This is a genomic window from Pseudomonas sp. WC1 (genome assembly GCF_050586565.1).
Classification (GTDB): domain Bacteria; phylum Pseudomonadota; class Gammaproteobacteria; order Pseudomonadales; family Pseudomonadaceae; genus Aquipseudomonas.
In genome coordinates, this window is the sequence record NZ_JBOBDQ010000040.1 from 26,531 (window position 1) to 52,632 (window position 26,102).

At 65.4% G+C, this 26,102-nt stretch carries 17 protein-coding genes and 1 pseudogene; 6 read left to right on the forward strand and 12 right to left on the reverse strand.

Going from position 1 to position 26,102, the window contains the following annotated elements; translation table 11 throughout:
- Positions 1 to 172: 172 nt before the first annotated feature.
- Together ACQ4OD_RS17930 and ACQ4OD_RS17935 are read right to left on the reverse strand one after the other, a co-directional pair.
- Positions 173 to 265 (reverse strand): annotated as a pseudogene (locus tag ACQ4OD_RS17930) (isocitrate lyase/PEP mutase family protein); the annotation flags it as partial.
- A 167-nt stretch (positions 266 to 432) separates the two neighbouring features.
- Positions 433 to 813: a hypothetical protein gene (locus ACQ4OD_RS17935; protein WP_198755186.1), complete on the reverse strand. Its 381-nt coding sequence runs from the start codon at positions 811 to 813 to the stop codon at positions 433 to 435.
- 264 nt (positions 814 to 1,077) lie between these two features.
- On the opposite strand from ACQ4OD_RS17935, the gene ACQ4OD_RS17940 reads away from it, so the two are divergent.
- Entirely contained in the window at positions 1,078 to 1,869 is a 792-nt protein-coding gene (locus ACQ4OD_RS17940) for a FecR domain-containing protein (RefSeq protein WP_258598527.1), read from the forward strand.
- 67 nt (positions 1,870 to 1,936) lie between these two features.
- On the opposite strand, the gene ACQ4OD_RS17945 is transcribed toward ACQ4OD_RS17940, so the two are convergent.
- From ACQ4OD_RS17945 to ACQ4OD_RS17965, 5 genes are all read right to left on the reverse strand, one after another.
- The gene (locus ACQ4OD_RS17945) at positions 1,937 to 2,542 is read right to left on the reverse strand and encodes a hypothetical protein (protein WP_258598525.1); all 606 of its coding nucleotides are present in this window, start codon (positions 2,540 to 2,542) and stop codon (positions 1,937 to 1,939) included.
- 99 nt (positions 2,543 to 2,641) lie between these two features.
- Positions 2,642 to 3,694, reverse strand: coding sequence for a hypothetical protein (locus ACQ4OD_RS17950; RefSeq protein WP_430944688.1), 1,053 nt, complete (start codon positions 3,692 to 3,694; stop codon positions 2,642 to 2,644).
- A 91-nt stretch (positions 3,695 to 3,785) separates the two neighbouring features.
- Positions 3,786 to 5,114 (reverse strand): TolC family outer membrane protein, encoded by a 1,329-nt coding sequence (locus tag ACQ4OD_RS17955; RefSeq protein WP_430944689.1) that lies wholly within the window; start codon positions 5,112 to 5,114, stop codon positions 3,786 to 3,788.
- Between the two features lies 1 nt (position 5,115).
- Positions 5,116 to 6,453: an HlyD family type I secretion periplasmic adaptor subunit gene (locus ACQ4OD_RS17960; protein ID WP_258598520.1), complete on the reverse strand. Its 1,338-nt coding sequence runs from the start codon at positions 6,451 to 6,453 to the stop codon at positions 5,116 to 5,118.
- Between the two features lie 6 nt (positions 6,454 to 6,459).
- Complete coding sequence (locus ACQ4OD_RS17965; protein ID WP_258598518.1) at positions 6,460 to 8,196, reverse strand: type I secretion system permease/ATPase; 1,737 nt, start codon at positions 8,194 to 8,196, stop codon at positions 6,460 to 6,462.
- A 653-nt stretch (positions 8,197 to 8,849) separates the two neighbouring features.
- Between ACQ4OD_RS17965 and ACQ4OD_RS17970 the strand changes: the two genes are divergently transcribed.
- Positions 8,850 to 19,676 carry a peroxidase family protein gene (locus ACQ4OD_RS17970; protein WP_430944690.1) on the forward strand — a complete coding sequence of 3,609 codons (10,827 nt, stop codon included), beginning with the start codon at positions 8,850 to 8,852 and terminating at the stop codon, positions 19,674 to 19,676.
- A gap of 350 nt (positions 19,677 to 20,026) precedes the next feature.
- Here ACQ4OD_RS17970 and ACQ4OD_RS17975 read toward each other — a convergent pair whose 3' ends face one another.
- Positions 20,027 to 20,491 (reverse strand): DUF1348 family protein, encoded by a 465-nt coding sequence (locus ACQ4OD_RS17975; protein ID WP_046856235.1) that lies wholly within the window; start codon positions 20,489 to 20,491, stop codon positions 20,027 to 20,029.
- A gap of 166 nt (positions 20,492 to 20,657) precedes the next feature.
- Between ACQ4OD_RS17975 and ACQ4OD_RS17980 the strand changes: the two genes are divergently transcribed.
- A complete protein-coding gene (locus ACQ4OD_RS17980; RefSeq protein ID WP_023631521.1) occupies positions 20,658 to 20,849 on the forward strand; it encodes a hypothetical protein in 192 nt (63 codons plus the stop codon).
- Between the two features lies 1 nt (position 20,850).
- Here ACQ4OD_RS17980 and ACQ4OD_RS17985 read toward each other — a convergent pair whose 3' ends face one another.
- From ACQ4OD_RS17985 to nhaR, 3 genes are all read right to left on the reverse strand, one after another.
- Positions 20,851 to 21,489 carry a YceH family protein gene (locus ACQ4OD_RS17985; RefSeq protein ID WP_102683336.1) on the reverse strand — a complete coding sequence of 213 codons (639 nt, stop codon included), beginning with the start codon at positions 21,487 to 21,489 and terminating at the stop codon, positions 20,851 to 20,853.
- A gap of 124 nt (positions 21,490 to 21,613) precedes the next feature.
- Positions 21,614 to 22,825, reverse strand: coding sequence for a serine/threonine transporter SstT (gene sstT / locus ACQ4OD_RS17990; RefSeq protein ID WP_430944691.1), 1,212 nt, complete (start codon positions 22,823 to 22,825; stop codon positions 21,614 to 21,616).
- A 72-nt stretch (positions 22,826 to 22,897) separates the two neighbouring features.
- Positions 22,898 to 23,791 carry a transcriptional activator NhaR gene (nhaR, locus tag ACQ4OD_RS17995; RefSeq protein ID WP_110698522.1) on the reverse strand — a complete coding sequence of 298 codons (894 nt, stop codon included), beginning with the start codon at positions 23,789 to 23,791 and terminating at the stop codon, positions 22,898 to 22,900.
- A 131-nt stretch (positions 23,792 to 23,922) separates the two neighbouring features.
- Between nhaR and ACQ4OD_RS18000 the strand changes: the two genes are divergently transcribed.
- Both ACQ4OD_RS18000 and ACQ4OD_RS18005 read left to right on the forward strand, forming a co-directional pair.
- Entirely contained in the window at positions 23,923 to 24,162 is a 240-nt protein-coding gene (locus ACQ4OD_RS18000) for a hypothetical protein (protein WP_102683333.1), read from the forward strand.
- Between the two features lie 15 nt (positions 24,163 to 24,177).
- Complete coding sequence (locus tag ACQ4OD_RS18005; protein ID WP_102683332.1) at positions 24,178 to 24,930, forward strand: TerC family protein; 753 nt, start codon at positions 24,178 to 24,180, stop codon at positions 24,928 to 24,930.
- A 96-nt stretch (positions 24,931 to 25,026) separates the two neighbouring features.
- On the opposite strand, the gene ACQ4OD_RS18010 is transcribed toward ACQ4OD_RS18005, so the two are convergent.
- Positions 25,027 to 25,206, reverse strand: a complete 180-nt coding sequence (locus tag ACQ4OD_RS18010; RefSeq protein WP_081941225.1) for a hypothetical protein — start codon at positions 25,204 to 25,206, stop codon at positions 25,027 to 25,029.
- Positions 25,207 to 25,410: 204 nt separating this feature from the next.
- Here ACQ4OD_RS18010 and ACQ4OD_RS18015 point away from each other — a divergent pair.
- The coding region (locus ACQ4OD_RS18015) for a peptidase C39 family protein (protein WP_177486045.1) at positions 25,411 to 26,102 on the forward strand (692 nt) is incomplete at its 3' end.

Here is a 26,102-nt window from a genome sequence, read left to right on the forward strand (position 1 = left end):
CAGGCTTTCCCTACCGTTGGGGAGGTGCCATCAGTGCGTTGAGTTCTGCATTGCTGTGGGCCTTCAACCCGCTGGTCTCGAGCTGCCCGCTCTGCAGGAAGCGCTGGATCAGGCCGCGCATGGCACCGTGGAGGAAACCGTGGATATCGAAGGCGGCTACTCGAACGCTCCCGACCAGGCGTGCACCGCCGGCGTCCGCCACATTGGCCAGCATCAACAGCTCTTGCTGGTGAAGGTCATGAAAAATGCGATCCATTGCAGGCATGAGTGCATGACTCCCTTGAATATCCTGAAGAGTGTTTGCTGCGCGCCCTAGATTGCCACCCAACCGGTCGGGCCTGCAGGATTTTTCAAGATGTTCCAGCGAAGCGTCGCGGTGGCCTCCAGCCCCAGTGGAGCTTTAGCGCGGGGCTGCATACACAGGGCTGCTGCTCAACGGCGATAGTAGCGGCGGTCGTCGTCATAGCGATGGTGCAGGGCGCGATCATGGTGGCGGTCCCAGTAGCGTTGCCGCTCCATTGCCCGGCGGTGCTGCTCCCGGCGCCATTGCTCGCGGCGCCACTGCTCCCGGCGCCAGTCGTCGCGGTGGTCATGCCAGCGCTCGTCGTGGCGGTAGCGGTCGTCATGGGCCAGCAGCGGTGCCGATGGCGCGCTTGCCAGGCTTGGCCAAGGGGTTTCAGTGGCCTTTCGGTCCGCCAGGTCGAGGGTATGGGAGGGAGGTGTCGAAGTCTTCATCGCTGCGGCGGTTGCCGAGCCTGCGGTCGCGAGTGCGAACAGGCCAACGAGCAGCATGTATGGGGCAGGGATTTTCATGAGTGAAGACAACCTCTGATTGGCAGTTGAACGTGCGTTCGGTAGCTGTTGGAACAACCGTGGAACGCACTCACCCAATAGACCGGCAAAATGGAAAAAGTTCTGGAGCGGCGCGTGCCCCGGGGCTTGCTCTCCGGTTGTCTGCAGCAAGCGCTGTGGCCAGCGTCTTGAAAGCCTGCCTTTGGAGTGGATTGAAGCAACTGGCAGAAAGTAAATGATAAGAATTATCATAAGCGCCTTTCGCCCTCCCCAGAGAGTCGTCGTATGTCTTCAACCAACCGCGAGCCGGCTCTGGACCTGATCCAGAACAATGGCGCCGAGCCGCTGGGCACCTGGAGTGGCGGGGCGAAGGTATCGCGGCGGGCATTGCTCGGCGGACTGAGCGTGGCCGGTGCGCTCCTCGCCAGTGGCTATGGCGCGAGCAAGTGCGGCGCGCTGCCAACCCTGTTCAGCGATTGCGCCACTGGCACCGGGCAACGACGTGGCTGGCGGCTGGCGTCGGGCCTTTCAGTGCTACTGGACAGCCGCAGCGCGCTGGACAGCGTTGACCGCGCCGTGACCTTGCAACGTGGGCGGGTGTTGCTGGAGGTGACGCAGGGCGCTGGAGTCAGCCTGCGAACTGCGCAGATATGCATTCTGCCGGGGCAGGCGGCACGCTTAATCGTTCAGCAACAGGCCGGCGTCACCCTGGTGCAGATGCTTGATGGCGTGGCGTCGATCGCGTGTGGTTCGGCAGCGCCGGTGGTACTGGAAGGCGGTTGGCAGCAACTGTTCGGCGACAAGGGCTGCACACCGAGAGCTGCGCTGCCGGATGGTGCTGGAGCCTGGACCCACGGGCACCTGGTGGCCGAGCACATGCCCCTGGCCGAGGTGCTGGAGGAGCTCGACAACTATCGCCCCGGCGTGCTCAGGTGCGACCCGCGGGTCGCGGGATTGCAGGTCAGCAGATCGTTGTCCCTCGACCAGCCGGACGACAGCCTGACGCTGCTGAGCGAAGTGCTGCCAGTCCGGGTCCTGCGGGTGCTGGGGTTCTGGGTCAACGTGGTGCCGGCCTGAGTCCGTCTGTTTCAACGGCTGAACAGCGTGTTGTCGGGACCTGCAACGTACCGCACGCGCCAGTCACTTACTTCACCTGGCCGTTGTACACCACGGTCGCGGCGCCGTCCTTCTTGATGGTCAGCTTGTTGCCCTCGGCCATGCTTTCGACCATTTCCGAACAGCCTTCCACTTCGGCCTTGCCGTCCACGTACTCACCGCTGGTATCGAAGCTGAAGACATAGGTGGACGCCGGGCAGGCATTGCCGCCTTCGCCCGTGGAAACCACGAGTACATAGCGGTTGGGGCCGAAGGTATAGGCCTTTTCGATGGCGACGTAGCCGGTGCTTTCGGCATCGGCGACGACGGCCTCCATGACGTTCATCACGCCCGCCCGGGACTGGTAGTTCAGTGCAGTGCCCAGTTCCATGCCTTGCACGGTGAACGGCCCGGCGCCTTCGTCGCCGACTGGCAGCGGCTCGTAGGCGATGCTCGGCGCCAGCGGCGCGGTGGCCGGTTTGGCCAGCAGCGCGGGTTGCGGCTGGGGGTTGACGCACTGTCCACTCTCACAGATGCGCTCACCTTTGCAGTCGGTGTCCTTGGCGCATTGGCCAGACACTGCGGCGGTCTGTTCGGCCTTGTCGCAGCCGGCGATGGCCAGGGTGAGGAGGGCGAGGGTAAGCAGTCGCTTCATCAGCGAAGTCCTTTTCATGGATGAGGGCCGCGTAGTATCGCCAATCCGTGGGCGGATGTCGTGGGGCACGCCTCTTCCAGGCTGGTTGCGGACCAACGCTCAGGATGATTTGTCGTCCTGGTCCTGTGTGGGTGCAATCGTGGAGTCTTCCTCGGCAGGTACTCTCGCCTCGGGCGTGCCAGATGAGAGGGTGGAGGGAGGTGTCCCGACAGGCCCATCGCTGTCATGCGTGCTCAAGGTGCCGGCGGGCGGCATGAACAAGCCCATGAGCATGGAAAGGAACGCACCGAACAGGGTAGAACAGCTGATGGTCACGAACAGGCGCTGAGCTACGCTGTGGCGTTTTTGCAGGTGGATCTCGAAGCCTGTCAATGCACCCTGGATGTCACTGGAACGTGCTGTTGGCTTCCCGGACCACGATAGCCGGGTCGTGGCGAAATAACGGTGTTCGACATCATCACCACGCCCGATGTTCGGCCCCATCGACAGACCTTGAACAGGAGGGAGCGCGGAGGTCAATTCAAACACCGAGGATACGTACAACAGCGCTCCCCGCAAGGGGGGCCCGCAATTGAGATCGTCAGGCTTTCCATTCTGGTTCGGTTGGCCCGAGACAGCGTCCTGGCAGCGCAGATTTCGGGTGGCGAGCTGAACCTGGGCTGAAACTTGACCGAATCCGGCGTCCATTGCATCAGCGGCCAGGCGGAAGCTGCCTTGAGGGTTAGAGACATCTCCTGCAAGGTGTACGGCAAATGACGAAGATTCACCCATGGCCCTCTTCAGTGTCCCTCGGGTTACGATACTCGGCCCATCGTTGAGTGAGAAACCACGAGGAATGATCCGGCCTTCCTCCAAGTGAAGCACCAGGTTTTCGGTGGTGATCAGTGCATAGGGCGGGGTACTGCAGCTGGGGTGCTCCGACGGCAGTGCTTGGATGGTGAGCGCTGACTGGAATGGCAGCACCTCCATCATGGCAGTCACCTCGGCAACCGAGTTGCAGGCGTCGTCGACATGGATCTCTATGCGGGGTGTGCCCAGGCTTTGCGTTGACTCGAACAGATCGAGTCCATCGTTGACGTACAACACGGGTAGCAACGAGATGATGCACCCAGTTGCGAGCAGTACGCCTGACATGGAACGCTTCAGTTGCATTTCTGGACGTCCCCTGACGTGCCTTGCAGATCGCAGCGCTGATAAGGCTGGCATCTGGCCAAATAGCGCTGAATGAGCAGGTATGCAGATTTCAGTTCGTCACCAACAACTCCGGCCCCAGGTAGCGGTTGATCTGGTCGATGTCGTCATCTCCCAGGCTGCCCACCGAAGACGCCAGGCGCAGCCGTGACATCAGGTAATGCAGCTTGGCCTCGAACAGGTCATGGCGTGCCACGAACAGCAACTCCTCGGCGTTGAGCACATCGGCATTGGTGCTGGTGCCGCCCGCGCTGAAACCCTTGCGCGCCGAGAGCAGCGAGCGTTCGTTGGAGGCGACCGCCCGCTCCAGCGCGTGCACGCGCAGGGCTCCGCTCTGCACGCCGCGGAACTCGCGGGTGGTGCCGGTGATGACTTCCTGGCGTGTGGCGTCGAGCTCGTCCAGGGCCTTGGCACTGTTGGCACTGGCCTGCCGGCTCAGCGCGCTGACACCGCCACCGCTGTACAGCGGGATGTTCAGCTCCAGGCCGATCGAGCTGTAGTGGTTGCGCTGGTTGAGCTCGGATATCGACTGGCTCTTGCCGGCGGTGTAGCCGGCGACGAAGTCCAGGGTTGGCCAGTGACCGGCCTTGGCACGCTTGAACTCTTCCTCGGCCAGCGCGTAGCTGTGCTGGCGCGCATGGATCAATGGGCTGTCGGCCTGGGCCCGGGCCAGCCAGTCGCGCAGGTTGTCCGGCAGCAGCGGCGGGGTGGCGAAATCTGTTTGCAGGGTGGTCAGCGACGCCGGTGTCTCGCCGATGTATTCGGCCAGCTTGCGGCTGGCATTGGCCAGGTCGTCCTGGGCCTCGATCAGCTGGGCTTCGGCAAGGTCGCGGCGGGCCAGGGACTCGTCGATATCGGTGACGGTGCCGGCACCCAGCTGCATGCGTCGCCGGGCCGAGGTGAGCTGTTCCTCGAAGGAGGCGAGCTTGGCGCGGGCCAGGGTGATGGTCTCGCTAGCGAGGAGCACGTCAAAGTAGCTGTCGGCCAGGCGCACGGCGGCGTCCTGGCTCTTGGCATCGAACACAGCGACGCTGTAGTCGGCGCGCTGCTGGCCCTGACGGTATTCAGCCATTTTCTGCTTGTTGAACAGCGGCTGGCGCAGGCGCAGGTTGGCGCCGGTGGAGTCGTAGTCGAGGTCATTGTCGATGCCGTGCTGGCGCTGGCTGCCGTCGATGCGGTTGGCGTAGGCCGATGCGTTGACCTGCGGCAGCAGGCCGGCCTGGCCGATGGCGCGGTTTTCCAGGCCGGCCTGCTGTTCATGCACCGCGGCGCGGTAGATCGGCCCCTGGTACTGCAGCAGGTCCCAGGCCTGCCTGAGGTCCATGGCGGCGGCCGGCAACGCCAGCGCCAGCAGGCACAGGCCAAGGCAGTGGCGGTTCATCTCATTGCTCCTTGAACGCGGCGTCGACGCGTTCGAGCAGGGGCTTGAGCAGGTAGCTCAGCAGGTTGCGCTCGCCGGTCTTGATGGTGACGGTGGCGGGCATGCCGGGGCGGATATGGTTGCTGCCGAGCAAGGCCATGCCATCGGCCGTGACCTCCACCTGGGCCAGGTAGAACGGCTGCTTGCTCTCCTCGTCGAGCAGGCGGTCGGCGGAGACGGTCAGCACGCGCCCGGGGATGTTCGGCGTGCTGGCATGGTTGAAAGCGGGGAAGGCGATGTCCACGGCCAGCCCCGGCGTCATCTTGTCGATAGCCTGCACCGGTATCATCGCGTCGACCTGCAGCGGCTCGTCGAGCGGGACCACCTCCATGATCCGCGCGCCGGGCTGCACCACCCCGCCAACGGTGGCGATGCCCAGGGCCTGGACCATACCGTCGATGGGCGCGCGGATGACTGTGTGAGTCACCTCGTCGTCCAGGGCGCGCAGGCGGTCGGCCAGGGTGGTGCTCTCCTTGGCGGTGTCGGTCAACTGCGACTGCACTTCCTTGAGGTAGTCGTGGCGACGTTGCAGCACGCGCAACTTGAGCTCGGTGACCTGGCTGCGCACACGGGCAATGTTGTTGAGGTTCTCCGCTTGCCCGGCGGAGAGCTCTGCGTTGCTGCGCTCGAGCTCGAGCAGGCGGTTGCGCGGCACGTAACCTTCGGCCGCGAGCATGCGAGTGCCTTGCAGCTCCTGGCCGAGGAAGCCGATCTGCGAGGCGCGTGCGCCGTACACCTGCTGCAGGCCCTTGAGCTGCGCCGCCGAGGCGGCGAGGTTCTCTTCGAGGATGCTGATCTCTCCGGCGAGCCCCGCGCGGCGCGTATCGAGCAGGTGCTGTTGCAGGTCCATGGCTGAAAGCAGGCGCGGGTCACCTGCGTATTGCCTGAGCAGTTCGGGGGCGAAGATGACCGTGTCGCGCCCGTCCCGCTCGGCCTCCAGGCGGTTTTCCACGGTCTTGCTGACGATGTACTGGGCGCTGACCGCGCCTTGTTCGGCCTGCGCATGCAGGGCGTCCAGACGTACCAGCGGCTGGCCTTTGCCGACCCGCTCGCCTTCGTGCACGAGAATCGCCTCCACGGTGCCGCCGCTCAGGTGCTGCACGGCCTTGCGGTTGCTGGTGACCTTGACCGTGCCGGTGGCGACCACGCCGGCGTCCAGCGGCGCCAGCCAGGCCCACAGGAGAAAGCCGCCGAAGCCGGCGAGCACCAGCCACAGGCCCCAGCGCACGGGTTTGCCAACGTCCAGGTCAAGCAGCTCGGTGTTGGCGGCAAGCAGTTCGGTATGCGCGGTGGTGGACATGATCGGTCACTCCCTTGCCTTGACGGCGGCCAGTGGGGTCGCGGTGCCAGCGGGGATGACGCTGGCCGTGCGCAGGGCGGCGAACACTTCGTCGCGGCTGCCGAACATCTGCACGCCGCCATCGCGCAGCATCAGTACCTTGTCGACGGCGCAGAGCACGTTGGGGCGGTGCGAGATCAACACCACGGTGGCGCCGCGGCCCTTGAGCTCGGCCAGGGCGTCGACCAGGGCTTTTTCGCCGACGTCGTCGAGGTTGGCGTTCGGTTCATCCAGCACGATCAGGTTGGGTTCGCCGTACAAGGCACGGGCCAGGGCGATGCGCTGCTTCTGGCCACCGGACAACGGGCTGCCGTCGCTGTCCAGGCGGGTGTCGTAGCCCTGCGCAAAGCGCAGGATCATGTCGTGCACGCCGGCGCTCCTGGCGGCGCGGATGACCGCGTCGCTGTCCACCTCGCCAAAGCGGGCGATGTTGTCGGCGATGCTGCCTTCGAACAGCTCCACGTCCTGGGGCAGGTAGCCGAGCCAGGGGCCCAGTTCGCGTTTGTTCCAGGTGAAGATGTCGGCGCCGTCCAGGCGCACCTTGCCGGCCTGGGCTGGCCATACCCCGACCAGCAGCCGGGCCAGGGTCGACTTGCCGGACGCCGAGGGGCCGATGACGCCGAGGCTTTCGCCTGGCAGCAGGCTCAGGCTGACCCCGCGCAGGATGGTGTTGCTGGTGCCGGGCGCCCCGGCGTAGACGTTCTCCACGGCAAGCATGCCCACGGGCCGTTGCAGCGACATGCTCGGCGGGCGCTGCGGGTAGTCTTGCAGCAGGCCGTTGAGGCGGCTCCAGGCCAGACGGCAACCGAGCAGCGGTTTCCACGCGGCGATCACCTGTTCCACCGGGCCCAGCGCACGGCCGGTAAGGATCGAGCAGGCGATCATCATGCCGGGGGTGATCTTGCCTTCGATGGCCAGCAGGGCGCCGGTGCCGAGGATCAACGACTGCAAGGTGATGCGCACGAAGCGCCCGATGCTGCCGATGACGGCGGCGCGGTCGGAGGCCAGGGTCTGCATCTGCAGGATGCGCAGGTGGCTCTGGAACCAGCGCTGGCTGATCGACGGCAGCATGCCCATGGCCTCGATCACTTCGGCATTGCGCAGGTTGTTGTTGGCGTAGTGGGCGCAGGCGAGGGCGGCGTGGTTGGCCTCGGACAGCGGTTGCTTGGTGGCTTTCTCGGTGAGCCAGGCCAGGGCCGCGAGGATCAGCGAGCCGACCAGCGTGACCAGCCCCAGCAATGGGTGGATCAGGTAGGCGACCAGCAGGTAGATAGGTGTCCAGGGCGCGTCGAAGAAGGCGAACAGGCCATTGCCGGTGAGGAACTGGCGCACCTGTGCCAGGTCCTGCAGGGCCTGGCCGGGGCTGCCGCCGGCACGGCTGAGGTTGCGCTCGAAGGCGGCGCTGAACAGGCGCCGGTTCAGCGCCATGTCCAGGCGATTGCCAACCCGCACCAGTACTCGGCTGCGCAGCAGCTCCAGGGCGGTCATCAGCAGGAACAGGCCCGTCACCAGCACCGTCAGCATGCCCAGGGTGGTGAGGTTGCGGCTGACCAACGCGCGGTCGTACACCTGCAGCATGTACACCGCAGGTGTCAACATCATGACGTTTATCACCCCACTGAACACCGCCAGGGCATAGAAGCTGCGTCGCAAATGAAACACTGCCTCGGCCAGCTCGGAGCGGGTACCTGGATGCCTGGTCATCGGGGGGAGCCTCCCTCTTCGCAAAAGCCGTCCGCCGTTGCGGCGGTCGGGCTAGAAGCCTTGTGGTTGCTGGTTTGCAGAAAGGTTGGTCGCTCTTTTGGCGCGTTTTCCGAATACAGTGCAAGCAGCCCACAAGCAGCAGAGTAGGCGCCTCAGAAACATCCTGTAATATCTTTTTGCTCTATCGGTTCCTTCAAGTTCCTATTAAAAACAGTGGGTTGATAACCATTATCGCTGGCAAGGTTTTTTTGCTGACGAAATATTGACAAGATTTTGCAGCGCAACTTTAGTCTTAATCAGTTCGTGGGAACTTTCGCCGCAGGCCTGCTGTCGCCCCGACCCCTCCGCGAATCCTCTGTCGACATTCCTGTAGGAGCAGAACATGACTCGTTTCCTGTTCTTGTGCCGAGTGAATGGGCTCTACAGGACGTTCCCCTTCCACTCGCGAAACCATGGCCCACCCACCGCCCGGGAGCGCCGCGCCTGATCGTCGGCGAGCCCTGAACCCCGCGAATTCCAGGTTCGCATCCCGCGCGGCGGGCTGAGCCCGTGTTCGCTACTAGACAACCGAACCGCATAACCGTGCACGCCAATGACCGGGCGTGGCGAGCGCCTGCGCCTGCCCGCCGCCCGACAGATCGAGGTCAGCCAACATGGCCAATTTCAGCAAGTCCGACCTGCAATTCATCCTCCAGCAGATCTTCATCGCCGAGGCCCATGCCAACGGCGCCAGCCTCATCGACCTGCTGCCCAACAGCCAGGTGCCGTTTGGCCTGCGCACCGTCGATGGCAGCTACAACAACCTGGTGGCCGGGCAAAGCGAATTCGGCGCCGCCGACAACGCCTTCCTGCGCCTGATGGATGCCCAGTACCGGGCGGCCTATGCCGGCACCGGCATGGTGGTCGACAGCCAGCCACGCACCATCAGCAACCTGATCGTCGACCAGACGGCCAGCAACCCGGCCGCGGTCGAGGCCAACGGCGGTGCTGCGCCGGTGCTCAGCCCCGGCATCGACGGGGTGTTCGGCACCGCGGACGACAAAGCAGTGTTCTTCATCCCCAACCAGTCGCCGGACGCTGGCCTGACCGCCGGTTTCAACGCCTGGATGACCTTTTTTGGCCAGTTCTTCGACCATGGCCTGGACCTGGTCACCAAGAGCAGCAGCGAGATCGTGTTCATCCCGTTGCAACCTGATGATCCGCTTTACGTGGCCAACAGTCCGACCAATTTCATGGTGCTGTCGCGTGCCGTGCGCACGGCTGGCGCCGATGGCGTGCTCGGCACCGCCGACGATGGCCAGCCCAACACTACCTCGCCCTTTGTCGACCAGAGCCAGACCTACAGTTCGCACCCCTCGCACCAGGTGTTCCTGCGCGAGTACGCCCTCGACGCGAGCGGCCATCCGGTGGCGACCGGGCGTCTGATTACCAATCGCGACCTGGGCGCCGATGGCAAGTTCGGCACCAGCGACGACGGCAATGCCGAGAATGGCGGCATGGCTACCTGGGCCGTGGTCAAGGCCCAGGCCCGCGACATTCTCGGCATCAACCTGACCGACGCCGACGTGCATCGGGTGCCACTGCTGGCCACCGACGCCTATGGCAACTTCCTGCGCGGGCCCAACGGCATGCCGCAGGTGGTGATCCGCGTGGGCAATGGTGCCGACGGCATTGCCGGGACCGCCGATGACGTCACCCAGCTGGTCGAAGGCAACCGCGCCGCGCCCATCAGCCTGGCCAATGCCGTGAGCACGGGCCACGGCTTCCTCGACGACATCGCCCACAACGCCGAGCCGGTGCTGGTCGGCGGAGTGTTGCAGGCCGACGCCGATACTACCGTGGGCAATGCCCAGCCCATGGGCCCGGGTGGCAACAACTTGAGCTACGACAACGAACTGCTCGACGCCCACTACATCGCCGGTGACGGCCGGGTCAACGAGAACATCGGCCTGACCGCCGTGCACCACGTGTTCCACTCCGAGCACAACCGCCTGGTCCAGCAGACCAAGGACACCGTGCTTGCCTCCGGCGACCTGGCGTTTCTCAACGCGTGGCTGGCCATCGACGTGGTCGCACTGCCCGCCACGCCCGCCGAGGTGGCTGCGTTGGTGTGGAACGGCGAGCGCCTGTTCCAGGCTGCCAAGTTCGGTACCGAGATGCAGTACCAGCACCTGGTGTTCGAGGAGTTCGCCCGTACCCTCCAGCCGCAGATCGACGAGTTCCTCGCGCCCAACGGCTATGACACCTCGATCAACCCGGCGATCCTCGCCGAGTTCGCCCATGTGGTGTACCGCTTCGGCCACTCGATGCTGACCGAGACCGTCGACCGCTTCGACCCGGCGTTCAATCCGATTCTCAGCGACCCGGACAACCCGGACCAGCAACTGGGCCTGATCGCCGCCTTCCTCAACCCGCTGGCCTTCGCCGGCAGCGGTGCCACCGCCGATGAGGCGGCCGGGGCGATCATCCGCGGCGTGACCCGCCAGCTCGGCAACGAGATCGACGAGTTCGTCACCGAAGCGCTGCGCAACAACCTGCTAGGCCTGCCCCTGGACTTGCCGGCGCTGAACCTGGCGCGTGGTCGTGATACCGGTATCCCTTCGCTCAACGAGGCGCGGCGCGAGTTCTACGCGATGACCGGCGACAGCCAGCTCAAGCCCTATATCAGTTGGGTCGACTTTGCCGACCACCTCAAGCACCCGGCGTCGCTGGTCAACTTCATCGCCGCCTATGGCACCCATGGCACCATCACCTCGGCGGCGACTCTGGCCGACAAACGCGCCGCGGCGCTGGCGTTGGTGCTGGGGGGCAGCGGCGCACCCGCCGACCGCCTGGAGTTCCTCAATGGCACCGGCAGCTGGGCCAATGTGACCAAGGCCGGCCAGGACGGCGTGCTGGGCACCGCGGACGACCTGACCGCGGTGACGGTCACCGGGGTCGATGCCATCGACTTCTGGGTGGGCGGCCTGGCCGAACAGAAGATGCCCTTCGGCGGCATGCTCGGCTCGTCCTTCAACTTCGTCTTCGAGACCCAGCTGGAGGCCCTGCAGAACGGCGACCGCTTCTACTACCTGGCGCGTACCGCCGGGCTGAACTTCGGCGCGGAGCTGGAAAACAACTCGTTCGCCAAGCTGATCATGGCCAACTCGGATGTCACCCACCTGTCCAACACTGTGTTCCTGACGCCGACCTTCACCCTGGAGGTGAACCAGGCCAACCAGTTCACCGGGCTGGGCGGTGACGGTCGCGCCGATCCTACCGGCGGCCTGCAGATCAACGGCGTGGAGATCGTGCCGCTGGTGATCCGCGACAATCCCGATACCGAGGGCGCTGACAGCAACTACCTGCACTACACCGGCGAAGACCATGTGGTGCTCGGCGGTACTTCGGGCGACGACATCATCATCTCCGGCGAAGGCGACGACACGCTGTATGGCGATGGCGGCAACGACTACCTCGAGGGCGGCGCCGGTAACGACGCCGTCCTCGGTGGTGCAGGCGACGACATCATCACCGATGCGTTCGGCGACAACCGCCTGGAGGGCAACGCCGGCAACGATGTAATCGTGGCGGGCAGCATGCTTGCTGCCGGCAACCTGATCCTTGGCGGCGATGGCCAGGACTTCATCATCACCACCGAAGACATCAGCACCACCTTCGGCGGCCAGGGCGACGACTTCATCCTTGGCGCCAAGACCAACCTGCCGCCCACCGGCAACGAGGGCGACGACTGGATCGAGAAGGGCACCCAGGACGGCGCACCGGGCGACAACTTCGCGCCGCTACTCACCGATGAAGTGGTGGGCAACGATATCTTCGTCGGTGGCGGCGGATTCGACGAAATGATCGGTGAGGGCGGCGACGACATCTTCGTCGGCAGCGATGCCCAGGACAAGATGGACGGTATGTCCGGCTTCGACTGGGTCACCTACAAGAACGACCAGGTCGGCGTCACCGCCGACCTGAGCCTGGCCGCGCTGGCGCAGCCCCATGGCAACGCGCCGAACCAGAACGCCGGGGTGTTCAACCCGGTCGGCGCCTCGCCGGCGTCGATCCTCGACCGCTTCGCCGAGGTCGAAGGGCTGTCCGGTTCGCGGTTCGCCGACGTGCTCAAGGGCGATGACGTCGATGCGGTGACCATCCTCAACCATGGTGGCACGACGGGCAGCGCCCTGAGCAATGTTGCGCTGATCCGCGGGTTGGCGCAGTTCCTCGCCGACGCCGGGCTGCCGACTACCGGCTTCGCCACCGGCAACATCCTGCTGGGCGGCAATGGCAGCGACCTGATCGAAGGCCGTGGCGGTGACGACCTGATCGATGGTGACAAGTGGCTCAACGTGCGCATCGCGGTCTACGCCGCGGATGACGTCGACCACACAGGGCCCGAGATCGCCAGCTTCGACAGCATGGTCGAGATGATCCCGTTCATGCTCGACCGCACCTACAACCCGGGCCAGCTCAAGGCCATCCGCGAGATCCTGCCCGGCACCTCGACCGGCGGCGCCGCCTTCGACACCGCGGTCTTCTCCGGGGTGCAGGCCGAGTACGTGGTGACCCAGGACACCCGTGGTACCGCCGACCTGGCGGACGATGTGTGGACCGTGACCGACACCGTGGCCGGTCGTGACGGCACCGATACCCTGCTGCATATCGAGCGCCTGCAGTTCGCCGATGCCCAGCGCGTACTGGTGCCAGGGCTGAACGCGCAGCCGACCGGCAGCCCGAGCCTCAGCGACGGCAACGGTGGTGCGATCACCGTCGGCGATATCCTCAGCGTGAGCATGGCCGGCGTGCGCGATGGCGACAATGTCGCAGCGGGCAACCCGCTGGGTACTCTGGCCAACGCGTCGGTGTCCTACTTCTGGCAGTTCGAGGCCGACCCCGGCAGCGGCGTGTTCCAGGACATCATCCTGCTGCCGGCCGGCGACCTGGCGTTCCAGAGCGCCGATGGCACCGCGTTCAAGGTGTCGCCGGACCTGGCCGGGCTGTCGCTGCGGGTCAAGGCGATCTACCAGGACGGCCATGGCACCACCGAGGTGCTGTTCAGCGCGCCCACCAGCGTGGTCGAGGCCGGCGCCCCCATGGTGCCGACTGCGCCGACGCCGGTGGTCGATGCCAGCGCGGGGGGCGATGGCCTGCACATGGTCCGCTCCGACCTCAACTTCATCCTGGCCCAGATCAAGATTGCCGAGGCGCACGCCGCCGGTCAGGACATACTCTCGTTGATCCCCAACATCCGCGCGCCCCTGGGCCTGCGTGCGGTCGACGGCTCTAACAACAACCTGATGAACCTCAATGGCCACGACCACACCGGCTACGGCGCCGCCGACCATGTCTTCCCGCGTCTGACCGACCCGGTGTTCAACGCTGCCGAGGGCGCGCCCGCCGGCTTCTTCGGTCCGGGTTCGCCGGCCATTCCCGGCTCGTCCTACCAGCAGACCAGCGGCTACGTGTTCGACTCGCAGCCACGCACCATCAGCAACCTGATCGTCGACCAGACTTCGAACAACCCGGCGGCCTACGCCAGCGCCTACGACCCCGGCGCCAACGGCGTGCTGGACTTCGGCACCCCCGGCAACGACGACCAGCTCAAGGACGGTGTGCGGGTGGTCGCCAGCCCAGGTATGGACGGCCAGTTCGGCACCGGCGACGACCATGATGTCTTCCTGTTCGAGAACACTGCGGCGGATGCCGGGCTGTCGGCGCCATTCAATGCCTGGATGACCTTCTTCGGCCAGTTCTTCGACCATGGCCTGGACCTGGTCACCAAGGGCGGTTCGGGGACCATCTTCATCCCCTTGCAGCCGGACGATCCGCTGTACGTGCCAGGCGGCGCCGCCAACTTCATGGTGCTGACCCGAGCCACCAACCTGCCAGGGCCGGACGGCATCCTCGGCAACGCCGATGACATCCATGAGCACAGCAACACCACCACGCCCTTCGTGGACCAGAACCAGACCTACAGCTCGCACCCCTCGCACCAGGTGTTCCTGCGTGGCTACCAGCTCACCGCCAGCGGTCCCATCACCACTGGCCGGCTGATCACCAACCGCGACCTGGGTAGCGACGGCAAGTTCGGTACCGGCGACGACAGCGAGATCGGTGGCATGGCCACCTGGAAGGTGGTCAAGGCCCAGGCCAACGACATTCTCGGCCTCCGCCTCACCGACGCCGACGTCGACAATGTGCCGCTGTTGGCCACCGACGCCTATGGCAACTTCATCAAAGGGCCGCATGGCTATCCGATGGTGGTGATGAAGGGCGCCGACGGCCTGGGCGGCACTGCTGACGACGTGCTGGTCGAGGGCAACCCGCTGGCGCCGATCGACCTGACCAACGCGGTGCGCACCGGCCACCAGTTCCTTGCCGATATCGCCCACAATGCCGTGCCAGTGTTCACCGGTGGAGTGCTGGCCCCCGACGCCGACGCTGCCACCGGCAATGCCGTGCCGGTCAACCCGCACACCGGCGCCAACCTGGCCTACGACAACGAACTGCTGGACGCCCACTACATCGCCGGCGATGGCCGGGTCAACGAGAACATCGGTCTGACGGCGGTGCATGCGATCTTCCATGCCGAGCACAACCGGCTGGTAGCGCAGACCCAGGACACCGTGCTCGACTCGGGCGACCTGGCCTTCCTCAACGAATGGCTGCTCGCGCCGGTCAGCGCCTTGCCTGTCAGCCAGGCAGAGGTCGATGCGCTGGTGTGGAACGGCGAGCGGTTGTTCCAGGCGGCCAAGTTCGGCACCGAGATGCAGTACCAGCACCTGGTGTTCGAGGAGTTTGCCCGTACCATCCAGCCGCGCGTGGACTTGTTCTTCGCCCCGACCCAGGTCTACGACGTCGACCTCGATGCCTCGATCGTCGCCGAGTTCGCGCACACCGTGTACCGCTTCGGTCACTCGATGCTGACCGAAACCGTCGACCGTTTCGACATCGACTTCAAAGTGATCGGTGACCCGGCCAGCGCCAACCCCGAGCAGCAGCTCGGCCTGATCGCGGCATTCCTCAACCCGTTGGCGTATGCCGCCAGCGGCGTGACGCCGGAGGAGGCGACCAGCGCCATCGTGCGTGGGGTGACCCGCCAGGCCGGCAACGAGATCGACGAGTTCGTCACCGAGGCGCTGCGCAACAACCTGCTCGGCCTGCCACTGGACCTGCCGGCGATCAACATCGCCCGTGGCCGCGATGTCGGCATCCCATCGCTCAACGCCGTGCGCCGCGACATCTTCGGGCAGACCGGAGACACCCAGCTCAAGCCCTATACCAGTTGGGTCGACCTGGTGCAGCACTTGAAGCATCCGGAGTCGCTGATCAACTTCATTGCAGCCTATGGCACCCACGGCAGCATCACCTCGGCCATCACCTTGGACGACAAGCGTGCCGCGGCGCTGGCCCTGGTATTCGGCGGCGCTGGCGCGCCGAGCGACCGCCTGGACTTCCTCAACGGCAGCGGCACCTGGGCCAACGTGACCCTGGCCGGCAAGGATGGGGTGATGGGCACTGCCGATGACCTCAAGGGTGTGACGGTGACCGGCGTCGATGCCATCGACCTGTGGATCGGCGGTCTGGCCGAGGCCAAGACGCCGTTCGGCGGCATGCTCGGCAGCACCTTCAATTTCGTGTTCGAGAACCAGCTGGAGAAACTCCAGGACGGCGACCGTTTCTACTACCTGGAGCGCACCGCCGGCCTGTCGATGAACGCGGAGCTTGAGAGCAACTCGTTCGCCAAGCTGATCATGGCCAACACCTCGGCCACCCACTTGCCGGGACTGGTGTTCTCCGATCCCGGTTTCTACCTGGAACTGGATCGCGACAAGCAGTACAACGATGGCCTGGGCAACGCCGACCCGCTGGGTGAAAACGGCCAGCAAGTGGTGTTCCGCGACAGCCCGCTGACCGATGGCCCCGACAGCAACTACATCCGCTATGCCGGTGACCAGCACATCGTGCTGGGCGGCACCCAGGGCGATGACATCCTCGTTTCCAGCGAAGGTGATGACACGGTCTGGGGTGATGGCGGCAACGATCGTATCGAAGGGGGCTACGGCAACGACCAGCTGCGCGGTGGCGCCGGCGACGACATCATCAGCGACATGGGCGGCGACGACAACATCCAGGGCGGAGACGGCAACGATGTGCTGCATGGTGGCAATGGCGTCAACCTGATCATCGGCGGCTTCGGCAACGACTTCATCGTCACCGGCGAGGATGCCTCCGAAGCCATCGGCGGCCAGGGCAACGACTTCATCCTCGGCAGCAAGGCCAACGAGCAGGACATGGGCAACGAAGGCGATGACTGGATCGAAAAGGGTACCTCGGACGGGGCTCCCGGCGACAACTTCGACCCGCTTGGCAACGACCCGGTGATCGGTAACGACGTGTTCGTCGGCGGCAACGAGAACGACAAGTTCAACGGCGAGGGCGGTGACGACATCATGGTCGGCAGCCTCGGCTTCGGCGATCGCTACATCGGCGGCTCGGGCTATGACTGGGCAACCTTCAAGGGCCTGGCCCAGGGCGTGAGCATCGACTACAGCGACCGCTTCTTCGATGTGCCGCCGGTTCCGGGCTCGGGGGCCTCGGCGCTGGTGCGCTTCGACATCATGGAAGGCCTTTCGGGCTCGGCGCATGGCGACTTCCTGCGCGGCGACAACGAGGACGCCACCTCGCTGCCGACTGCCGGGGCCACCGGCAGCGTGCTCACCAACATCAGCCTGATCAACGGCTTGGCCGGGCTGCTGCGCGCCGGCGCGACCTTCTACGACGGCGGCAACATCATCCTCGGCGGCAGCGGCAGCGACCTGATCGAAGGGCGTGGCGGCGACGACATCCTCGATGGCGACAAGTGGCTGAACGTGCGCATCAGCGTGCGTGCCAACAACGACGGCAGCGGGGCGGAAATCGCTTCGTTCGACAGCATGGAACCGATGGTGCCACTGATGCTCAAGGGCACCTACAACCCCGGCCAGCTGGTGATCGTGCGGGAGATCCTCAGCGGTACCGACCAGTACGACACCGCGCTGTTCTCGGGCATTGCCACCGACTACCGTATCGTCATCGAGGGCAACACCGTGATCGTCACCGACACGGTGGTCGGGCGCGACGGCGCCGACCGCCTGACTGGCATCGAGCGCCTGCAGTTCGCCGACGGCGCCCTGGCCTCGGGCGTGGGCAGCGCCATCAACAACGGCCCTACCGGTCACCTGGCGATCGTCGACGATGCCAGCGGCCTGCGCGATGACACACCGGTCGCGGGCCAACTGCTGCGGGTCAGCAACCTGGCGGTGCACGATGCCGACAACCAGGGCGCGGGCAACCCGAACGGCGCGCTGAACGGGCCGGTGGCTTACTACTGGCAGGTCGAGAGCATCCCCGGCACGGGCGTGTATGAGGACATCACCTTCGTTGCCGCCGGCGAAGCCTCGCGGGTGACCGGCAGCACTTATCGGGTGGCGGACGATGTCGCCGGCCTGAACATTCGTGTACGTGCGGTCTACCAGGACGCCAAGGGCACTCTGGAGATTGTCGATTCGTCGGCCAACAGCGCGCCCAGCAGCGGGCCCGCCGTGGCCGGGCTGCTGGCGCAGAACCAGGTACTGACCGCCAACCCGGCTACCATCGTCGACGCCGATGGTATCGGTGGCGCGCCGTTCACCTTCCAATGGCAGATGAACAACGGTGGGGGCTGGCTTGACATCGGCGGCGCTACTGCCAGTACCTTTACCCTCGGCCAGCCCCAGGTCGGCCAGCATGTGCGGGTGCAGGTGGGCTACGTGGACACCTTCGGCGTGGCCGAGCGCGCCGCCAGCGACATCCTCGGCCCGGTGGCCAACGTCAACGACGCGCCGACCGGCGCGGTGCTGATCAGCGATACCACGCCGGACCAGGGGCAACTGCTGACTGCCTCAACCGCCGGCATCGCCGACCTCGACGGGCTGGGGGCCTTCAGCTTCCAGTGGCAGCAGGGCGTGGCTGGCAACTTCGTCAACATCGCCGGCGCCACCGCAGCTAGCTACACCCCGGGCTTCGCCCAGGGCAACCAGCAACTGCGGGTGATCGTGCGCTACACCGACGGCTTCGGCGCCCAGGAGACGGTGACCTCCGCGGCGACCACCGCGGTGCGCCTGCTGAGTGGCGTCACGCTGGTGGGTACCAATGCGGCGAATACCCTCACCGGTGGCGTCGGCAACGATGTGCTGCGTGGCCTGGGCGGCAACGACACGCTCAATGGCCTGGGGGCCGTCGACCAGCTGTTCGGCGGGGTGGGCAACGACATCCTCAACGGCGGCGACGACGATGACTTCCTGTTCGGGGAGGACGGCAACGACACCCTCAACGGCGGCCTTGGCGCGGACGCCATGGACGGTGGCCTCGGCAACGACACCTTCGTGGTCGACAATGTAGGCGACAGTGTCATCGAGGTGGCCGGTGGCGGCACCGACCTGGTGCAGACCAGCCTGCTCAGCTACCAACTGGGCGCCAATGTCGAGAACCTCACCTACACCGGCAACGGCAACTTCGCAGGTTTAGGCAACGCACTGGCCAACACCCTCACGGGTGCTGCCGGCAACGACCGGCTCGATGGCGGGGCAGGTGGTGACCGAATGGTAGGCGGTGCCGGCAACGACACCTACATTGTCGACTCTGCCTCGGATGTGGTGGTCGAGGCAGGCGGTGGTGGTACCGACACCGTGCTGACCGCGCTGGCCAGCTACAGCCTGGGTGCCAACGTCGAGAACCTGACCTACACCGGCGCTGGCAATTTCGTCGGCACCGGCAACGGGCTGAACAACGTCATCACCGGCGGTGTCGGCAACGATACGCTCACGGGCGACGGTGGTAACGACACCCTCATCGGCAACGCGGGCAACGACACGCTCAATGGCGATGCCGGCAACGACCAGTTGATCGGTGGCCTTGGCGCGGACAGCCTCAACGGTGGTGGTGGCGATGACAGCCTCGACGGCGGTGACGGCAACGACACGCTCAATGGCGGCGTTGGCAACGATACGCTGCAGGCCGGGGCCGGCAACGACAACCTCGATGGTGGCGTCGGCATCGATGTGCTGGCCGGTGGCGATGGCGACGACACGGTGCTGGGCGGGGGCGGCAACGATGTGGTGCAGGGTGGCAACGGCAATGACTTCGTCGATGGCGGTGCCGGTGACGACATCGTCAGTGGCGGGGCTGGCAACGACACGCTGGTCGCCAACGACGGCAACGATATCTTCCAGTTCGCGGCGGGCTTCGGCACCGATCAGGTGTTCGGTTTCGACGCCGCCCCGGCAGGCGGCCAGGACCGGCTGGATATCACGGCACTGAGCATTACCGCGGCGACCTTTGCCGGCAGCGTCAGCATTGCCGATGTGGGCGCCGATACGCTGGTGAGTTTCGGTGGGCCTGACTCCATCCGCCTGGTCGGGGTGGGGGATGCGACCAGCGTGACGGCGGCGGACTTTATCCTGGCGTCCTGAGGCAATGGCGCAGCGTCGCGTCAGCGGCGCTGCGCCAGGTCTTTGCTTGCTGCTCCACTTCATCCAAACACACAGCCTAGGAACGCACGCCGGCCGTCTGGTCATCGACCCTGCGCAGACTGATCATTTCGCCGACCCGGACCTTGCGCCGGGGCTGGCCTTGCCCAGCACGGTCCGGGCACCATCGGCGACGCTGTAAAAAGGCATCAAGGAGGGTCATCGGGCTGTCCTGAAGTGGATTCGCCGCAAAGTCTGGCAGCGCTGCGCTCACTGTTTCCCCAGACCGCGTAGTCCGTTTCCCAAACCTGAAACGGGGCCGTGGAGCGGCCCCGCTGATCCGGTGTCGGGCTTCAGAAGCCGAAGTCGCTCAGGCCCGGGTGATCGTCCGGACGGCGCCCCAGTGGCCAGCGGAACTTGCGCTCGGCTTCGCTGATGGGTTGTTCGTTGATGCTGGCGTGGCGATTGCGCATCAGGCCGTCCTCGGCGAACTCCCAGTTCTCGTTGCCGTAGGCGCGGTACCACTGGCCGCTGTCGTCGCGGTACTCATAGGCGTAGCGCACGGCAATGCGGTTGTCGGTGAAGGCCCAGAGCTCCTTGATCAGGCGGTATTCGAGCTCGCGGTTCCACTTGCGGGTGAGGAAGGCCTGGGCCTCTTCGCGGCTGCTGCAGAATTCGGCGCGATTGCGCCAGTGGGTGTCGGTGGTGTAGGCCAGGGCCACCTTGGCGGCGTCGCGGCTGTTCCAGCCGTCTTCGGCAAGGCGGACTTTCTCGATGGCGGTTTCACGGGTGAACGGGGGCAGTGGTGGGCGGGACATCGTGGTCAATCCTCAAGGTCGGTGGGCTTGGTTTGCAGAACCGAGAGTAGTCCGGTCGGCTGGCGGGGAGAATCGGTGCCCTGGGCACTTCATAATTGCTCTTGGAGGAACAATCCCGCCTGGCACGCCTGTCTATAGTTACCCCAGACATTCGCTGGAGCCCGCCATGACCCTGATCAGCCGCGAACCCTGGTGGCTCGTCCCGCCCAAGCCCGGGCAGACCGAGCAGGACCTGCACTGGGGCTACCTGGAAATCTACGCCGACGGCCGCACTGTGTTCGTCGACCAGCGACCCAGTGAGCGGGAGCTGGCCGAACGCAAGAGTTGCCGTAACTTCCCCGACGCCGAAAAGCCTTGAGTCAACCTTCGAGCTGGGCCAGGCGCGCCTCCAGCGCCGCCACCCGTGCTTCCAGCGCCTCTATGCGCTCGTCCGCCGCGCTGGCGCGCGTGCCGCCTTCCTGCTGGCGGGCAGCGAGGATCGCCTCGATCTCGGCCGGGTCGCCCAGGGCGTGGGTGTAGCGGTCTTCGCGCTGGCCGGCCTGGCGCGGCAGGTGCAAGGCCAGGCCCCGCGAGACCAGGCGCTCGAGCTGGTGCTGGACCTGATCGACATCCTCGAATTCATGCAGGCGGTTGCTGCGGGTCAGCAGTTCGCTGAGGGTCTGTGGGCCACGCAGGAACATCAAGCCCATCAGCACAAGCTGCGCCGGCACCAGCTCCAGGCCCTTGTCCACCCGCTGTTCCCAACGGTCGGCGCGGCTGCCCATCTGCAGGCGGGCCATTTCCTGGTTCTCCAGGGCGCGCAGGGCCTGGCCGACCTGGCCGGGGGAGAGGTTCATCACCGGTTCACGGCTGGTCTTCTGGTTGCAGGCCAGGACCAGGGCATTGAGGGTCAGGGGGTAGGTTTCCGGGCTGGTGGCCTGTTTCTCGATCAGTGAACCGAGCACGCGGATCTCGATGCTGTTGAAACGGCCTTCGCGGGTGGTTTCGTGTTCTGACATGGCCCTGTCTCATTGCGAGGAAAAGGCCCTTAGCCTAGGTAAAGCGCCGGGCTTAAGCAATCACCGCTGGCGTCGCCGGCCAAGCCAGCTCCCCTGTGGCGTGGGAGCTGGCACGGCTGGGGCTTCAGGTGCTGGGCCGCTCCATGGCCTGGCAGGCCGCGGCGGTGAACAGCACGTCGGTCGAGGAGTTCAGCGCGGTCTCGGCCGAATCCTGCAGCACGCCGATGATGAAGCCGACCGCCACCACCTGCATGGCGATCTCGCTGGGGATACCGAACAGGCTGCAGGCCAGCGGGATCAGCAGCAGCGAGCCACCGGCCACGCCCGAGGCGCCGCAGGCGCAGACCGCGGCCACCACACTGAGCAGCACCGCGGTCGGCAGGTCGACCGGGATGCCCAGAGTGTGCACGGCGGCCAGGGTGAGCACGGTGATGGTGGTTGCCGCACCGGCCATGTTGATGGTCGCGCCCAGTGGGATCGACACCGAATAGGTGTCCTCGTGCAGGCCGAGTTTCTCCGACAGTGCCAGGTTGACCGGGATGTTGGCTGCCGAGCTGCGGGTGAAGAACGCGGTGATGCCGCTCTCGCGCAGGCACAGCAGGGTCAGCGGGTAGGGGTTGCGGCGGATCTTCCAGAATACGATCAGCGGGTTCATCACCAGCGCCACGAACAGCATGCAGCCGATCAGCACGGCCAGCAGGTGCAGGTAGCCAAGCAGTGCATCCAGCCCTGACTGCGCCAGGGTGGCGCTGACCAGGCCGAAGATGCCCAGCGGGGCGAAGCGGATCACCACGCGCACGATCAGGGTCACGCCGTTGGACAGGTCCTCGACCACGGTGCGGGTGGTGTCACCGGCATGGCGCAGGGCCACGCCCAGGCCGATGGCCCAGGTCAGCACGCCGATGAAGTTGGCATTGAGCAGTGCGTTCATCGGGTTGTCGACGGCGCTGAGCAACAGGTTCTGCAGCACCTCGGTGATGCCGCCGGGCGCGCTCAGCGTGGCCTCGCCGGTGCTCAGCACCAGGTTCGACGGGAACAGCATGCTGGCCACCACGGCCACTACCGCAGCGGCGAAGGTGCCCAGCAGGTACAGCCAGAGGATCGGGCGGATATGGGTTTCCTGGCCATGGCGATGGTTGGCGATCGAGGCCATCACCAGGATGAACACCAGGATCGGCGCCACGGCCTTCAGGGCGCTGACGAAGACCTTGCCGAGGAACCCCAGCTCGCGGGCCACGGCGGGGGCGAGCAGGGCCAGGGCAATGCCGGCCACCAGGCCGATGCAGATCTGCGTCACCAGGCCGGTGCGGTTGATGAGGCGGAGGATGGGGGTCATGTGCAGCGCAATCCAGTTACGTGAAAGCGCGCGACTTTACCACAGACCGCGCTGGCTCCTGTAGGCGCGGGCCTACCAGTGAAACAACTCCCGCCGCGCGCCTTCGGTGATCGCCAGGATCCCCGGGTGCTTGACCTTGCGCTCCACCGATATGGCGTAGAACGACTCGTTCACCGCCTCGGTCTGGCCGATCAGGCGCACGCCGTACTGGCGGCAGACCTCCTCGGCGATCACGCTGGGGGCCACGAAGATGCCGCTGCCCGATTGGCCGAAGGCCTGCATCAGCGCGCTGTCGTCGAATTCGCCGACGATCCGCGGCTGTACCTGCTGCTCGGCCAGCCAGCGCAACAGGCGGCTGCGCAGCACGGTTTCCTGGCCTGGGATCAACAGCGGCGCGTCGTCCAGGCAGGCGGGGAAGGGGCGATCAAGGCGCTCGGCCAATGCCTGAGTGGCAAAAAAGCTCAGGCCGCACTCACCGAGCTTCTGGCTGTAGCCCTTGATGCCCAGGTGGCTGGGCATGGGGCTGTCGGAAATCACCAGGTCCAGGCGCTGGATCGCCAGGTCCGCGAGCAGGCGTTCGAGCTTGTCCTCGCGGCAATTGATGCGCAATACCTCCTCCAGCTCCATGGTCGGTGCCAGCAGGCGATAGACGATGGACTTGGGCACCACATCGGCCACCCCCACGCGAAACAGGATCTGCTCCTGCGGCCCGGCGCGCAGCATGGCCTCCAGCTCGCCGCCGATCTGGAACATCTGCTCGGCGTAGGCCAGGGCCTGGCGCCCGGTCTCGGTCAGTTCCAGCTGGCGCCCGACGCGCTGGAACAGCTCCAGATTCCAGGTCTGCTCGAACAGGCTGATCTGGCCACTGATGGTCTGCGGCGTCAGGTTGAGCTGTTCGCTGGCGCGGGCGATACTGCCGGTCTTGGCCACCGCCCAGAAATAGTGGAGCTGGCGATAGTTGAGCATGCCTGCCTCGATTCGGAAAAATCGAAGTATACACGCTGAAAATACGAATTTTCCGGATGTTTCAGTCCCTCTAGAATGCCACCCCATCAGGCGCATGACGCGCCGCCCGGCATTCGACAAGCGAGGACCTCATGCTACAACTCAAATCCATTGGCACACCGCTGGTACTGGCACTGGCCCTGTTTGCCATGTCCGGTTGCGACCAGGCCGAGAAATCCGCCCAGCAGATGCTTGACCAGGCGGCTGAAACGGCCAAGCAGGCCATCGACAAGACCAATGACGCCGCCCAGCAGGCCTTGAGCGACGCCATCGGTGGCGATGGCGAGAAAGCCAAGGCCGAAGACGACAAGAAAGACACCCAGGACATCTGAGAGCAGGACTGACCAATGGAATATTTGCTGGAACTCGCCGCAAGCCCCACCGCCTGGGTAGCCCTCGCCACCCTGGTGGCCATGGAGGTCGTGCTGGGCATCGACAACCTGATCTTCATCTCCATCCTCACCAACAAGCTGCCCGAGGCCTATCGTTCCAAGGCGCGGCGCATCGGTATCAGCATGGCTCTGGTCATGCGCCTGGCGCTGCTCAGCACCGTGGCCTGGATCGTCCAGCTGACCGAGCCTGTGGTCGAGGTGTTCGGCCACACGTTCTCGTGGAAGGACATGATCCTCATTGCCGGTGGCCTGTTCCTGCTGTGGAAGGCGACCAAGGAGATCCATGAAAGTGTCGACCCACATGGCGCCAAGGAAGAGTCCAAGGCCGGCCACGTCGTGACCATCGGCTTCACTGCGGCGATCTTCCAGATCCTGCTGCTGGACATCGTCTTCTCGATCGACAGCATCATCACCGCCGTGGGCATGACCGAGCACCTGCCAATCATGATCATCGCCGTGATCAGTGCCGTGATCGTGATGCTGGTGGCCGCCGACCCGCTGGCCAAGTTCATCAACGACAACCCGACCGTGGTGATGCTGGCCCTGGGCTTCCTGATCATGATCGGCATGACGCTGATCGCCGAAGGCTTCGGTGCCCATGTGCCGAAGGGCTACGTATACGCTGCCATGGCGTTCTCGACCGCGATCGAGATCCTCAACATCATGGCCCGCCGGGCGCGCTTGAAGCGTGAGGCTGCCGAGGGCTGATCTGGCGTGAACCATCGCGGGGCCAGCCCGCCGCCACAGGACATGGATCTTGTGGTGGTGGGCTGGCCCCGCGATGCGTTTCAGGAAAGCTTCAGCTCAATGGGCCCCGGCATGCCGACGCGCACGGCGCACAGGTTGTGGTTTGACCAGGGCCTGAGGGGGCAGGTGATGTGGGTGTGCATGCCGGCGCACGATGCGCAGTACGCCCCAGAGCATGGCGGCCGCGACGCTCAGCCACATGCCGACCAGCATTAGAATCGCCATTGTCAGGCTCATGCGTGCCTCCTTCTCTCTGGCAAGCCAGGCTCGCCATCCAGACACTGCTTTAGTCTAGCCTGTCGGCTGTGACGTTCCATTGACCGAAGGTCTAGTCCTTGGGCCGTTTCGTTCCAAGCCCGCATCGGGCTATACCCGCAGGCGCCGGCGTCCTATGATCGGCTTCTTGGCCGGGCGCTGCCTGCCTGGCCGCGGAACAAGCGAGTGTCCACGTTGCAAAAGCTCTCCAAGTTTCGGGCCCAGGGCCCACGTCGCCTGCTGGCCGCCTGCCTGGTGGCGGCGACCCTGTCCGGCTGCGCCGGCACGCCACCGGCCGCGCTCAAGGGCCTGCCGCAGCGGGTCGAGATCAGCAGCGTTCCCTTCTACGGCGGCAACGCCAACCACAGTGGCTCGATGGCCCTGGCCGCCGTGCTGTCGCAGCAGGGCGCACCGATCACGCCGGGCCTGCTCGACAAGTCGTTGGGCCTGCCTGCCGCCGCCGATTCGCTGGAAACCGGCATCCCTCGGGTTGCCCGTGAATACGGCAGGGTCGTCTACCCGCTGGACAAACACCTGGATGCCTTGCTCGCCCAGGTGGCGGCCGGTTACCCGGTGCTGCTGCGTTATCAGGAAGGTTCGGCGTGGTGGAGCGAGCCGCGTTATGCCGTGCTGATCGGCTATGACCGCTACAAGCAGCGGGTATTGCTGCGCTCGGGCATGCACCGGCGCCAGTTGATGGCTTTCGACGATTTCGAGTCGGCGTGGGGCAAGGAGGGGCGTTGGGCGGTGCTGGTGCAATCGCCGCGACAGTTGCCGGCCCAGGTGGATCGCCAGCGCTGGCTGCAGGCAGCGGATGAACTGGCCCGTTCGGGGCAGGAGATCGCGGCGAAGCAGGCTGTCATCAGCCTCGGACGGTG

Coding starts and splice junctions, on each gene's coding strand:
- ACQ4OD_RS17935 (WP_198755186.1), bottom strand. CDS start 813: ATGAAAATCCCTGCCCCATACATGCTGCTCGTTGGCCTGTTCGCACTC.
- ACQ4OD_RS17940 (WP_258598527.1), top strand. CDS start 1,078: ATGTCTTCAACCAACCGCGAGCCGGCTCTGGACCTGATCCAGAACAAT.
- ACQ4OD_RS17945 (WP_258598525.1), bottom strand. CDS start 2,542: ATGAAGCGACTGCTTACCCTCGCCCTCCTCACCCTGGCCATCGCCGGC.
- ACQ4OD_RS17950 (WP_430944688.1), bottom strand. CDS start 3,694: ATGCAACTGAAGCGTTCCATGTCAGGCGTACTGCTCGCAACTGGGTGC.
- ACQ4OD_RS17955 (WP_430944689.1), bottom strand. CDS start 5,114: ATGAACCGCCACTGCCTTGGCCTGTGCCTGCTGGCGCTGGCGTTGCCG.
- ACQ4OD_RS17960 (WP_258598520.1), bottom strand. CDS start 6,453: ATGTCCACCACCGCGCATACCGAACTGCTTGCCGCCAACACCGAGCTG.
- ACQ4OD_RS17965 (WP_258598518.1), bottom strand. CDS start 8,196: ATGACCAGGCATCCAGGTACCCGCTCCGAGCTGGCCGAGGCAGTGTTT.
- ACQ4OD_RS17970 (WP_430944690.1), top strand. CDS start 8,850: ATGGCCAATTTCAGCAAGTCCGACCTGCAATTCATCCTCCAGCAGATC.
- ACQ4OD_RS17975 (WP_046856235.1), bottom strand. CDS start 20,491: ATGTCCCGCCCACCACTGCCCCCGTTCACCCGTGAAACCGCCATCGAG.
- ACQ4OD_RS17980 (WP_023631521.1), top strand. CDS start 20,658: ATGACCCTGATCAGCCGCGAACCCTGGTGGCTCGTCCCGCCCAAGCCC.
- ACQ4OD_RS17985 (WP_102683336.1), bottom strand. CDS start 21,489: ATGTCAGAACACGAAACCACCCGCGAAGGCCGTTTCAACAGCATCGAG.
- sstT (WP_430944691.1), bottom strand. CDS start 22,825: ATGACCCCCATCCTCCGCCTCATCAACCGCACCGGCCTGGTGACGCAG.
- nhaR (WP_110698522.1), bottom strand. CDS start 23,791: ATGCTCAACTATCGCCAGCTCCACTATTTCTGGGCGGTGGCCAAGACC.
- ACQ4OD_RS18000 (WP_102683333.1), top strand. CDS start 23,923: ATGCTACAACTCAAATCCATTGGCACACCGCTGGTACTGGCACTGGCC.
- ACQ4OD_RS18005 (WP_102683332.1), top strand. CDS start 24,178: ATGGAATATTTGCTGGAACTCGCCGCAAGCCCCACCGCCTGGGTAGCC.
- ACQ4OD_RS18010 (WP_081941225.1), bottom strand. CDS start 25,206: ATGAGCCTGACAATGGCGATTCTAATGCTGGTCGGCATGTGGCTGAGC.